Annotated in this window: 8 protein-coding genes, 1 tRNA gene and 4 pseudogenes; 2 read left to right on the forward strand and 11 right to left on the reverse strand. The window is 51.7% G+C overall.

What is annotated here, in order from left to right:
- Positions 1-99: 99 nt before the first annotated feature.
- The 6 genes and pseudogenes from KW848_RS32025 to KW848_RS29865 all read right to left on the reverse strand — a co-directional run bounded on the left by KW848_RS32025 (position 100) and on the right by KW848_RS29865 (position 7,045).
- Positions 100-270, reverse strand: a complete 171-nt coding sequence (locus tag KW848_RS32025) for a hypothetical protein (RefSeq protein WP_309140090.1) — start codon at positions 268-270, stop codon at positions 100-102.
- Positions 271-914: 644 nt separating this feature from the next.
- Positions 915-1,602, reverse strand: a pseudogene (gene aqpZ / locus KW848_RS29845) (aquaporin Z).
- A gap of 98 nt (positions 1,603-1,700) precedes the next feature.
- Positions 1,701-2,867 carry a serine hydrolase gene (locus KW848_RS29850; RefSeq protein WP_218538983.1) on the reverse strand — a complete coding sequence of 389 codons (1,167 nt, stop codon included), beginning with the start codon at positions 2,865-2,867 and terminating at the stop codon, positions 1,701-1,703.
- A gap of 1,627 nt (positions 2,868-4,494) precedes the next feature.
- Positions 4,495-4,854, reverse strand: a complete 360-nt coding sequence (locus KW848_RS29855) for a YcgJ family protein (protein WP_218538984.1) — start codon at positions 4,852-4,854, stop codon at positions 4,495-4,497.
- A 407-nt stretch (positions 4,855-5,261) separates the two neighbouring features.
- Positions 5,262-5,525, reverse strand: a complete 264-nt coding sequence (locus KW848_RS29860; protein ID WP_218538985.1) for a hypothetical protein — start codon at positions 5,523-5,525, stop codon at positions 5,262-5,264.
- 497 nt (positions 5,526-6,022) lie between these two features.
- Positions 6,023-7,045, reverse strand: a pseudogene (locus KW848_RS29865) (IS110 family transposase).
- Between the two features lie 131 nt (positions 7,046-7,176).
- On the opposite strand from KW848_RS29865, the pseudogene KW848_RS29870 reads away from it, so the two are divergent.
- Positions 7,177-7,953, forward strand: a pseudogene (locus KW848_RS29870) (IS3 family transposase); the annotation flags it as partial.
- A gap of 352 nt (positions 7,954-8,305) precedes the next feature.
- Here KW848_RS29870 and KW848_RS29875 read toward each other — a convergent pair.
- From KW848_RS29875 to KW848_RS29890, 4 genes and pseudogenes are all read right to left on the reverse strand, one after another.
- Positions 8,306-8,382, reverse strand: a tRNA-Ile gene (locus tag KW848_RS29875).
- A 142-nt stretch (positions 8,383-8,524) separates the two neighbouring features.
- The gene (locus KW848_RS32590) at positions 8,525-8,710 is read right to left on the reverse strand and encodes an inovirus-type Gp2 protein (protein ID WP_375154744.1); all 186 of its coding nucleotides are present in this window, start codon (positions 8,708-8,710) and stop codon (positions 8,525-8,527) included.
- Between the two features lie 64 nt (positions 8,711-8,774).
- A complete protein-coding gene (locus tag KW848_RS29885; RefSeq protein ID WP_218538987.1) occupies positions 8,775-9,653 on the reverse strand; it encodes a phosphatidylinositol-specific phospholipase C domain-containing protein in 879 nt (292 codons plus the stop codon).
- A gap of 247 nt (positions 9,654-9,900) precedes the next feature.
- Positions 9,901-10,353, reverse strand: a pseudogene (locus KW848_RS29890) (IS5/IS1182 family transposase); the annotation flags it as partial.
- A 323-nt stretch (positions 10,354-10,676) separates the two neighbouring features.
- On the opposite strand from KW848_RS29890, the gene KW848_RS29895 reads away from it, so the two are divergent.
- Positions 10,677-11,969: an MFS transporter gene (locus tag KW848_RS29895; RefSeq protein ID WP_375154745.1), complete on the forward strand. Its 1,293-nt coding sequence runs from the start codon at positions 10,677-10,679 to the stop codon at positions 11,967-11,969.
- Between the two features lie 164 nt (positions 11,970-12,133).
- Here the strand turns inward: KW848_RS29895 and KW848_RS32595 are convergent, their stop codons facing one another.
- Positions 12,134-12,244 carry an inovirus-type Gp2 protein gene (locus KW848_RS32595; protein ID WP_218538989.1) on the reverse strand — a complete coding sequence of 37 codons (111 nt, stop codon included), beginning with the start codon at positions 12,242-12,244 and terminating at the stop codon, positions 12,134-12,136.
- Positions 12,245-12,679 lie beyond the last annotated feature (435 nt).

Below are 12,679 nucleotides of genomic sequence, written 5' to 3' on the forward strand. Positions count from 1 at the left end.
GACCTTGCGTATTCCTTTCCAGTCTAATGTCCTGGCACGCCTCCCAGAAGGCTCGCAGGTGCTCACTGTATTGGTATGGAAAGTCCTCCTGGAAGAGACTCAGCATCTGTCGAATGTATTTGAAGTATCGGGACAGCACAATGGCTTCATCCGAACAATCCGGCGATGTTCAAGCGCTCGGATTCCAGGCTTGTTGAGGAACACCGAAAGCACTAGGTCAAACTGCGAGACCCTGATGTCCAGTTCGACCAGAGCGGCGAGGCCATCGATGGATTTTCGGAAGTCGACGGGCTTGGGGCGGAGATAGACTTTTTGACCTTTGTGTTGGGACGCATCAAGAGGCCCAGGATCCGGAAAGGAATCGGGAGCGCAGCATTGGGAATCAGGTGGTGACTTTGAATGTGGGGTTTATAGAACGCTTACCTTCTGCCTAACCATATATTGCTCAAACTAAATCAGTAAAATTACGGCAGAAACAGGATTCAATATTGGCTGATAACTCTTGAGTAATAGCTCGCCATTATTTAAGAGTAAAGTCGAGAATGGATCGTCATTGCGTTGTTAACGCTATCAAGTATTGTGGTTCAGAAAAAATCCCCGTCGAACGCTACGACGATCAGCATGATTTGTACGTAACAGGTGATGACCATCGTTGCTGAGGAACACCAGGTTCGCACACTGCCCTACTTGATTCGTTCAATCTTCGAGAGGCTATCTTCATTTATATATCGATGGCATTGAAAAGTTGACCACGGGAAGCGTACCTCCATTGCGGCCTGAACCCACTGTCACACATCTTCATGTTTGCCCGCTCCGTCTTTAGAGAGATCAGTGTATAGCACAATTTTCATAATCGCCCACTCGAAACCAACAGCACAACAGCACAACAGCACCTCATTCGTTCGCCCGAAACATCAGGCCTTGACCTTTAAGACCCGTGTAATCAGACCGCCAAGTACTGCTCCCAAGAGGGGGGAGAGCCACCCAGAACAGCTACAGTTGATCAACCGCCCAGCCCCCCCCTTGAAACAGTGCGTATTACGCACAGAGTTAACCGATGTGTTCTTCACTGGAATCGAAATCAGGTGAATCAGCGTCAGCCCCAGGCCGATCGCAATAGGGTGTAAACCAGAAAGTTCCAGACGAGACACCACCGATGGTCATAACAAAGAAGGTCGTCAACACCAGTTCGATGAGCGCGCATGCCAGCAGCGAGTACCCACTCAGCGAGTGAGCAGCATAGCCGTTCGAGGCAAACCCCGACGATGTCACATCGAAGCCTGCAGCACCATTCGCGATCATATACAGGACACCAGCCGCCAATACCGCGCCGAGCACCTGACTAGCAATGCATGGAATCAGATCTTTACCCGTAAATAAACCGCCAACCCACTACCCCAAGGTCACCGCTGGGTTGAAATGACCACCCGAGATATGGCCGAGTGCGTATGCAATTATCAGCAGCGTAAGCCCGAATGCCAGTGCAATGCCTGCGAACCCAATCCCAAACGGGGGAAACCCGGCAGCGAGTACCGCGCTACCGCACCCGCCAAATAGTAGCCGAAACGTACCGAACATTTCTGCCATCAAACTTTTCAACATGCCAACCACCACTCGATAAGTGCTTCTGTATTCCTACGCCGGCAAGCCTCATGACTCGATAAACGCCCGCTTCGAAACATGACCATTATGCGCCGTCATCAGTCTCCCCCCGCCACCTGCCCTGCACGCCGAACACGCCCTATCAAATCCGCTTTTCCTCGGTCGTGCTCAGCCATAAGCATCCTCGCGACCGCGCGAAAGGCCGGTAATGTAATCCAGTCATTGGACACGTTGGACGCGGTCGGCTCAGACGCCAGGCGCACGATCGTGACCTCGGCTTTGGGATCGACATACAGCGCCTGGCCAAAGATCCCGCGCGCTTCGAACGCACCATCCTGATCGTTCGAGATCCACCACATATCGCGATAACTCCAGCCATCGAGCGTTGTGGCGCCGGCCTGCGCAAACTTTTCCCGATCGCCACCTCGGCGAATGTCGGCCACTACGCGAGCGGGAATGACTTGTCTACCATTGAAGCGCCCGTCGCTCCTCATCGCTTCTCCAAACCGACCAAGGTCACGCAACGTCGCATTCAGTCCGCCACCACCACACTCGGTTCCCTGACTGTCTACGTCGAAATAGGCGTCCTCTTCCGCGCCAAGTGGCTTCCAGATTTTTGTCGACAACAATTGCGCCAGCGACTGTCCTGTCGTCCGCTTGAGCACCCACGCCAGAACCTCGGCATTCACGGTTTTGTAGGAGAACGTGACACCGTGCTCACCGTCCGTTTTTAGCATTTTGATAAAGTCGTAGAGATTGCCAGGCTCGGCACTATCATTGAGACGCGGCATAAAGCCTGCGGCGCGCAAATACCCCCAAATATCCGCACTAGGATCGCTGTAGTTTTCGGAGTAACGAACAGCAACGGTCATATCCATCAATTCGCGGATCGTAGCTCGATCATAAGCGGTACCGACCAACTCCGGAATGTAATGCGTTACCAACTCATCAGCATTCAACGAACCATCATCCACCAACATAGCCGCCATTGTGCCGACAAATGATTTGGTAACGGACATCAGCGCGTGGGGCGTTTGACGACTCAATACGCCCGCGTACTGCTCATAGATGATTTCCCCCTTGTGTAGAACGAGAAGGCCATCCGCATCCGTGAGCGACATTAGCTCGGAGAACTTGTGCGGAGCACCATTACTGTCGGTAAAGTTAAGAGACGCCAGCGCAGAGCCCTCCTGTAACGCGAGATGCAAAGGTGATGCCGGGCCATCGCCACGCCATACGCTCAGGGTAGGCAATAGCCTGCGCATGTTGGAAAAACTCCATCGAGTGAACGGGTACATAAGTCCATTCACCAACGAGACCGTTTTGTCCGCACTCGGCGGCGAACCTTCCATCAAGCCCGCCGCCAGAGGGTGCGACGACACAATTGTAGACTGCTGCGCCGCCGCAGTGGGGACGGGGGCGGCCCAAGTCACTCCCGACGCCAGCGACGCCCCCAAAAGCACGGCTCGCCCAACGCGACTTAAAGTCATTAATGCTGCGCTGGCCAACCAAGCGCTTATTGAGGTCTCTTTCCGATCTCGTTGCACCCGCGAACGCAACTTCACTGTAGATTTCCCAGTGAAAGTGCCACGTTATACTTGTGAGGCTCGATCCTCTCCTGACTGCATCCTTGCGCTACCAACCGCGCTTCGCTCTGCGCGCCAGGTATACAAGCATCCTCCCCTGTGGCGAGGTTCACGACCAACGATTGGCTCTTACACCCAAGACAGTAGCTTGTTACTGAGAGGTCTCCGCGAAAACGCCCATCCACAACGCACACTCCCGAACGAATCGCAGACTTTCCCACAACAATAGAGAGCCTTTCAAGGTTAAGAAGACCGTTGCACTTTGCACTGAAGACTTCACTGTTTATTCGAACACTCTTATAAAAATTCAGTTTAACACCGTGAAAACCGGGTTCTGCTGCAGACAATACCGACATATCGGCTCCTTTTAATTTATTTAAAACACGAGTTATCGATATCCAAGTAGCACAAACCGGCCTTGGATTACGTCGACAGTCAGCCCGCTGCATAAGCAGCAACCAGCACAAAGAACTTTGAATGCTGTCTTCTACTACCTAGCAAAAGCGCCTTAGGTGCGTCTTTACAGTGCCTCTTTCGGTGGCGCAGCAGATACGCATATGCGTCTCGCCACTCTGCTGATTGCTGGTAGCAACCGATCAGCCCATTCACACTTACCGTCTGACCGAGTGTATCTTGCTTCAATCGATGTAAGATCTGCTCCACACTCATTCCATATTTGAACAAAACTTAAAGGGATGCCTCAACCAAATAATTCGAAAAATATCCAAATGGGCGTACAGCTGTCCAATGCACAGTTAAACGATATTTATGCGCTAGACTACTCAATCCATCAAGTTTAATAATTTATGCCGATACGCCAACCTGACATAGCCCGTGATAATTCGCAAATGACAGAGATTGAAGCTCCTGCAGTCTCGCGAGATAAAACTTTACACACCCTGCTTCGAAAACGAACCCTACTTATCGCTGACAAATTCATGCCGATCAGATCCAAACACTTTTGCAAAATTATTACAAATAACTACGCCCTGCTCCTAATTCGGACCATCCCATCGATCTATAAGAATAACTCGTATAGTTGTAGTTCTCATGCAAAACGAGAGGGGATGATGAATATTTGGCTGTAGGGCTGAACTGCTCAGGTAACCTTGAGCGCTCAATTGCATCCGGCAAGCCTGCCCAATTGCATGCCCCTGCGCAGCGGCCGCACTACGCACTATTTGTATAGGCGTGCAGCACGCTGACCTGGTCCTTTGCCTCATGGGGCACGCGACTTACTAGTCCTGGCATTTGCCCAGACCTTTACGCGACCTGGCGTTCCTAATTCATGGCATTACGAAACGAATCATTGACCAAACAGAAGCTGGGTGTATTTCTTCGACACCGTTCCACTACGCTTACCGTCCACACCGAAATATCGATCCTCTCGGCACACTCGCTCCTTTACATCGCAGAATATTCCATTGGCATAGGTGAACTCGGTCAAATTGAAATCGCCCTGTGAGAACAGTTTGGTCGCAACCTTCGTGCCGAGATTCTTCTCGGTGAGCTCTCGGGAAACACCTTCATCGCTAGCACATAAATAACTGTCACAAAGTACCCCTGACTGAGGAGACCTAAGTGCAGCCCGCTCTCCGGCATCCACGGGGATCGCCGCACCCATCAGTTGCAGGGTTATAAAAAACGAAAGGAAGTATTTATTCATAATTTCTCCTGGAAGAAGGCTACTGTTGCAATATGGGCATAACCTTAACGGTAGTAGCCAATGGCTTTAATCAACCCGGTCACGGAGAAAATCTAGGCAGACCACGGAGCTATCAGCTCCCTGACATTATGGGCTGTAAGAACGCTTGGATGTTCTGTCGCTGTTCAAAGCCGCCAACGCAATAAGGACTGGCAGCACACCACTGCCCCCGCCGCCGGTCCCGGGACTGCTTCCACAGCGTCAGACTGACCACGCCGCCATCGCTTGCATCCCCTGCGGGGCCATACCCCCTCCGACATGAACAATCGCGAGCCCGTCCTGGATTCCGGCGGCACCTCTCCAAATGCCTTACCCGGAATAAACCTAGAGATCTCCCTCGCACAGTAAAATTGATAAATCCAACCAAATTACTGCTGCTCAGCGAGCCCGATTGTGAATGTATTTTGTTTGTTTACCCAAAACTCGGCTGCAAAAACCGCTTCAGTCATCGCCCGATCAAAACTAGGCCATGGTCCATTAAGCGCCAATACAACCGTCTTCCCCGACATTTCCTCACAGAGGACCACAGCACTTTCAGGATTGGCGTTAGATTTTTTCCAATTAAATTTGATAATGAGAGTGTGATTTTTGTAGTAATGCCTGATCGGCCGCCGCTTATCTACATTCAACATAATTACTCCTTATAACTACAGATCTCTATGCCTTATACGCGACGATGGAACCCTTGCTGTGTATAAGAACTTCATGTTCGACCGATCTAAGCGCACTTAGCGCACCGAAGCAATTCTTGTTGGCTAAGGCCATCATGAAACACCTTCTCCACTCTCGTCACCACTCGCCGCGACTCAATTTGTTGTTCATAGAGTCTCGCACTACAGATCATGAGTAGCCACAGTGTAGTGGTCTAATGAAATCTATGGTCACCCCCATTTTTGCAATGCTGATTAACGGGTGAAGTGGTTGGCTTGCTTAAATCTATCCGGCGTCTGCATGAGGCATGCCCCGCGCCATGATGAGAGTCGCGCCTGGCAATCCTGAAAACCGGAGCGGCTTCTAAAGCCGTTTCATAAGTCAGGTTCTTCGCCAGGCCGGTGTGCCGTTCACGTCATCCATTTTTCAGCTATCGCAAAACCTGAAGGTGCCTCGTGGTACTGCAACAACAGTAGGGTCAGGCCGCCATGGCGTCTGACCCTGCTTCAAACACTATATGGTGAGCAGATATTGCCCAGGCAATTCGCGCCAGTTTATTGGCCAGAGCGCACGCCACGACTTTGAAGTGTCGTCGCTGAAGCAATGAGCGCACCCAATCAGCCAGTGCCTCTTTTTGACTATCGAGCCTTTGCAAATAAACCCTGGCGCACTGTACCAACAGGCATCTGAGGCTCTTGTCTCCTCGCCTGCTGATCCCCTTCAAGTTAGACCTGCCACCCGCTGTACTGTCTGGGAACGAGCCCTATGGATGCGGCGAAGTCACGACTGCATCCGAATTGCATGCCGTCTCCCATTTCGACAGCCAGCAGGCAGGCGGTGATCGGGCCGACGCCGGGCATACTCAGCAAACGACTGCCCAGATCATCGCCAGCCAGTTGGCCAGCCATCTCTTTATCCAGCAGCGTGATTTGCTCATCCAGATAGCCGAAGTGTGCGTGCAACCGCTGCAACAATGTGCTGAGCCGTATCGGCAACTCATGCTCGGCCAGAACGCTAGGCAGACGTTTTATGACCGTCCGCCCCAGAGGCAGGCTGATGCCGAACTCCAGCAGGAAGCCATGGAGTTGATTGATTGTTTTGGTGCGGTCACGCACCAGAGACTCACGCATGCGATGCAGTACTGAGAGCGTTTGCTGGGCCTCGGTTTTAGGCGAGACAAATCGCATCGAAGGGCGAGAGGAGGCTTCGCAGATCGCCTCGGCGTCAACGAAATCATTTTTGTTACTTTTAACAAAGGGCCGAACAAACTGCGGGGATATCAGTTTGGTTACATGTCCCATGGTAGCCAGTTCGCGGGCAACGAAATGGGAACCAGCGCAGGCTTACATCACGACAGTACAAGTGGGGCAGTTGCCGAAAAACGCATCATCTGCACGCGCGAGAGCTTCTTGCGAAACATCTCTCGACCCGATACGTCCTGGCCGTGCAAGTGGAAAGTGTGTTTGCCGAGATCGATACCGACCAGTACCAATTCGCTCATGATGATGGCCTCCAAAATAAAACACCCTGCGAAAGCGTAGCCCTCGCAGGGTGTGGGGGTGACCATCTCATTACCGGACACCCTTTTAGGCGAGAATGTTCGCCAGGCCGAGATGTCAGATGACCAAATAACGCCGTTCCTTTTCAGCTGAATTCAAACGCGAGGCTGCCGACCTCGTGCTTAAGCAAAACTACAGCTACATCGAAGAAAGTCGCTCACTCGGCGTCGGCGAGTCGGCACTGCGCCGTTGAGTCGACCAGGTTTAGCAGGAGCGCAAAGGTGTTACCCCCGCAGAGCAAAGCATTGACCCCGGAACAGCAGAAAATCGGGGAACTGGAAGCCCGGATCGTCCGCCTTGAACTGGAAAAATCGATATTGAAAATGGTTACCGCGCTCTTGATGCCGGAAGATCACGAGCGTACGCACTGATCAATCAGCTGAGCGTCCATGAGCCGGTTGATTGGCTGTGCAAGTTGTTTGACGTTACTCGCTCGTGCTACTACGCCCAGCGCCTGCGGCGCCGCACGCCCGATGTTGAACGGCTTCGATTGCGTAGTCGCGTCAGTGAGTTGTTCTTGCAAAGTCGCAGCTCTGCGGGCAGTCGCAGCATCCTGTCGTTGATGCGTGAAGACGGTGAGCAACTCGGTTGGTTCAAAGTGCGCAGTTTGATGCGTGAGCTTGATCTCGTCAGCAAACAGCCAGGTTCTCATGCCTATAAACGAGCGACGGTCAAACGGTTGGATATCCCGAACATCTTGAATCGGGAGTTCGATGTTCCGGCGCCCAACCAGGTGTGGTGCGGCGACACCACCTACACTTGGGCCCAGAGGAAATGGCGCTATCTGGCTGTCGTGCCGGATCTTTGCGCGCGCAGGATAGTAGGCTGGGCGTTGTCAGAAAAGCCAGACCCTAAGTCATGAATGGGGCAAGATATAAACCCAACGGGGCTGCGCTGGTAGAGCGGCTCACAAACCGTATTGAGCTGTTACCCACCATAAGCTGACGAAGCGCTCTCCAGTCCAACCACCTTAATTAATTCAACCTGCATAACCAAAAGCCTTGGGCTAATGCGGTTATGGCGATACGACAGCCCTCCTCAGACTCATGTTGCAGCTCAACAGATGCATACAAGACTGTCGGTGTCGTGAATAAACGAACCTGAGATAAAGCTTGATCGTATGATCAGCACACCCGTCAATTTGAGATTAAGGAAATTTTTTCAGTAACCGGATATTGAGAGCACCTGATGCTTTTTATATATGGTGGGCCCACACGGACTTGAACCGTGGACCAATCGATTATGAGTCGACTGCTCTGACCAACTGAGCTATAGGCCCCAAGGAAGCGCTGGAGTATAGCGACTGTGATGCGCCAATGCTACGCGCCATTCTTACGCCCTCCCGCATAGCCCACCCTACTCGCCGGAACAGGGCAAAACACTCCCCCAGCTCATGCTCATAGAGCCCTACACAGGTTTCATTATCCCCTACTACAACCAAACGCACGGCATCGCTGACCGTACTCCTTGGTCTCAGCCTTGCTGAGGTAACTCACCCGATGGAAGTATCGATCCATCTCCCCCGAATCATCCTGAGAGAGGTGAAATGTGGCATTTGCAGGGATATGCACCAAGCCATCAGCTCCCTCACAAGTACTGACCCACACATAAGAACGACGGGATTCTTCGACCCCAGATCGAACATTTGCATTGACGCTTTGTCAGCGCAGCTCATCCCTTTAGCGAGTACGAGCTTCTATCTCCGTTATTGCAGTATATGATTTTTTTCATATCGTCCTCAGCATATAGATCAATGAAGTCAGTTGCCAGTACGCCATAAAACTCAACGGCGGGATATTGTTGACTTTGCTTACCGATTACATAGGCCATTAATTGAGCCCGCATGGCTGCAGCAATATAAACATTTGTATCGGATGCGTCCTTACCATCATGCGCATTTAGCCCATTCAAATAAAAACGGAGATCGTCCATCTTGTAAGCACTCGCGGCCATGTCCAGTTGCTGCTTAACTAAATCCCATTTTTTTCTTGGATCGCTTTGATTATCTACATCTTGTTTTATTATCTCACCCCATTGAATCCCAGGCAGTGTCGCCAGATTCGAGATGATAGTAATTTTTCCTCTTGCCTTACCCATTGTACCAGGGCCATGACACGTATCAAGAAAAAGCATAGAGCGCTGATAGTGCTGATATCTCCCATTAAATATGGACATAAATTCAGGATTTGAAACAGTTGAATATTCTTGCTTTATCCTCATAAATATAGTCTCACTAGGATATGCCGCTAGAAAACCTAAGCACTCGCTCATTACATCATCGAAATTCATCTCTTCATATATGCTGCCATGATGTATGAGGAAGACTCCGCCACTGACGCAACATCTTATATCAAGGTAACGAACCCCCATATTTAGCTGTGTCGTCAAGCTATAATGCTGGCACCTTCCAATGCCGGCCTTTTCATGGAAAGCACACGAATTGTGCGTACCCAGTATAGTCATCATTGAAAGGTTCATCCCGTCACCTATTCTGGACATCCACTTATTAAGTGGTGTTGACCAACCTATCGGACCATAAAACTCTGACATGACAGCTCCCACTAATTACGAAACTAAACTTCTAGTTACTAGAAACGGCCTCTAACAAAAAACGAGCCATTGATTTTTTTTAACGAATCAGCAAATGACATACACCCTACTTTATGCCCCAACTCTCATGAGTGCGCCCCTCGCTGCGTCTCATATGCTTGACCTTCATTTTGGCACCCAATCGGGCTTTAGTGATCGGCGAGGCAGTGACGCACACGCTGATCGAGACACTGATCAATGCTACATATTTGAGCGTTGCGAAGGGATGCTCAAATACGTAGCATAATCTCCGGCGCGTTGCTCAGCGGGTTCTGTATTCCCTCCAGCACGGCTTCATGCTCCCAGCGCCGGATTCGCCGTTCCGTGCTCGGGTGCATTGCGATTTCAACGCGCAGCCCTGGTAATTCGAACTCCAGTAACGAAGTAACTTCAGGCCTTTTTCAACGTAGGAATAGTGCCAGATCAACGCCTCTCCAGGCGGGTAAATGTATTCGTTTTTTGCCGCGTCATAGATGAAAGCATCGTTATTGAAACGCCCGTCAGCCTTGGCTGCTGATGTCATCGGCTTGGGCACGTAGGCGGTGATGCCTGCATCGTGACAAGCCAGGATTTGTTCGCGTTTGAAGTAACCTCGGTCAGCGACTAGCGACAACGTACAAGTGCGATATATCGCTTCTATAGCTGATGGTGCAATACCGGATTTGGCCATAAGACAAAATAAACATCTCCTAAATAGCCCCCCCCAAAAAAAAAGAAGTCAGGTACAGCCGAAAACACGTACGCTTTTTGGTTGTACCGCCATAGGTGCAAGGCGCTGCCAGATTGGCTTGCTTTCCAAATAATGTGAGCTGCGTCACTGGGTCACAACAAACTCTCAATAGCCTCTGGTAGTTTGCCCTGTCTGCTGGCACGCTCTCGAAATCGTGTCACCCCATCAACGCATCCTCGCGACTCCGCAGTGCCGTTTTATGCCAGGAAACCCTGAGGGCAAGGCCATCGCCTGCCACCTGTTGGGACATGCCCATGAAAAGCGCCTCGACTCTTTCATCATCGTTTACGTACATGCAGCCTCATACGACTGGTAAGATGCGTCGTGTTGCAGTGGCTTCCTCTCTGGGCAACGCTCTGGAGATATACGACTTTACGGTCTACAGTTTTTTCGCCGTTATCATCGGTCAGTTATTTTTCCCTGCCGACTCATCGCTGGCGTCCTTGATGATGTCATTGTCGACCTTTGCCATGGGCTTTCTCATCAGGCCACTGGGCGCCGTGTTGATTGGCCGATTCGCAGATCGATATGGACGCAAACAGGCTTTGTCCCTGACCATCGCCTTGATGACGATAGGTACAGGAATTATCGCGTTTACACCGACTTACTCCAGCATTGGGGGCTTCGCGATGGCGCTGCTAATTCTGGGGCGCTTGCTCCAGGGGTTCTCGGCGGGTGGCGAAGTGGGCGCGGCTTCGGCCTTTTTGATGGAGTCCGGACGCACCGATAATCGATGCTTTATGGTTTGCTGGCAGGGTGCAAGCCAAGGAGCTGCAGCGCTGCTGGGGGCGCTGTCCGGGCTGGTGCTAACCACGATGTTGTCGGAACAAGCGCTACACAGTTGGGGGTGGCGAGTCCCCTTCATCATTGGATTGTTAATTGGCCCCGTAGGGTGGTACATCCGCAAACATTTGGATGAAACGCACGAAAATCGCGATAACCCCACGTTGTTTCGCCATTTCGTGCGCTCCCATGCTCGTACCTTGGGTCTGGGCATTTTGATCATGGCGAGTTCAACCGTGACGTTCTACATGACAGTGTTCTACATGCCTACGTACCTGATCCGAACGTTACATTACCCCAGCGGCGTTGCTTTTTCTCTGGTGGTGTTTGCTTGCCTATTGCTCATTGTCATCCCGCCCCTGGCTTCGCATTTCGCTGATCGGCTACCACGGCGTAAACCGCTATTGTATTGGTCGTGCGGCTTACAGGCGATGCTGGCTTATCCTGCTTTTATGCTGCTAGATCAGCAAAGCACACTGCTCAGTTTGATGGCGGTATCGATACTGATGGTGCCAGTGGCCGTCAGCAGTGGTCCCGGCTTGACGCTGCTGATGGAAGCCTTCTCCCGCAACGAACGAGTGACCGGCGTATCAATCATCTACAGCTTTGGGGTGACCGTGTTTGGAGGTTTTTCTCCTTTGGTGGTGACGTGGCTGATTGTGGAGACGGGCAGCCCACTCGTTCCAGCCTGGTACCTGTGTGCCGCAATTGTTGTGAGTGGCGTAGCACTGCGCCTCTATCCAGAACAGCCAGGGCGCGCCTGAATCAGGCACATCTGAGATACAACCTTAAAAAACTTGGCAACGACCGAAGTTGTCAAGCCCCCCCAGAATCAGTAGGCACGCCCCTGACTCCATCGGCGGCTGGTATCGACGGGGCAGAGCACGGCACTCCCCCCGTTCGATCATGGAGCCCTATACAGGGCTCATTATCCCCTGCTACAACCAAACGCACGGCATCGCTGACCGTACTCCTTGGTCTCAGCCTTGCCGAGGTAACTCACCCGATGGAAGTATCGAATCCATCTCCCCCGAATCATCCTGAGAGAGGTGAAATGTGGCGTTTGCAGGGATATCCATTCAGTTTCAAACTTTTGAGCCTGCGATCTATCGGCATGGGACGCACAGCAGAAACAGGTAGGAATCCCCGGGTCAACGAGCAGATAAGTGGTATCGTTTTCATGGCATCCTTACCTAAGTCAGCGTTCGTCGCCGTGCATGAGCCTGACTATCGATCCTACAGCTGTACTGGTAGAACGCTTCACCCCGTCTAAAGCTGTCACCCCCACAAGCTGACGAAGCGCTCTCCAGTGCAACCGCGATTATTTGAGTCGCTCAGACTGTACCGTCTTGAGCCAACAGTTAACGCAACATGACAACCCGCCGCTTCCTCGCGTATCGATCAGGCTGGCCACGCGCTGGTAAACATCAGGCTGGATAAGACCATAGCCGCGATAACACCGGTAAAACCTCGG

Source organism: Pseudomonas sp. PDM25, assembly GCF_019219045.1.
In the GTDB taxonomy this organism is placed as follows: Bacteria; Pseudomonadota; Gammaproteobacteria; order Pseudomonadales; family Pseudomonadaceae; genus Aquipseudomonas.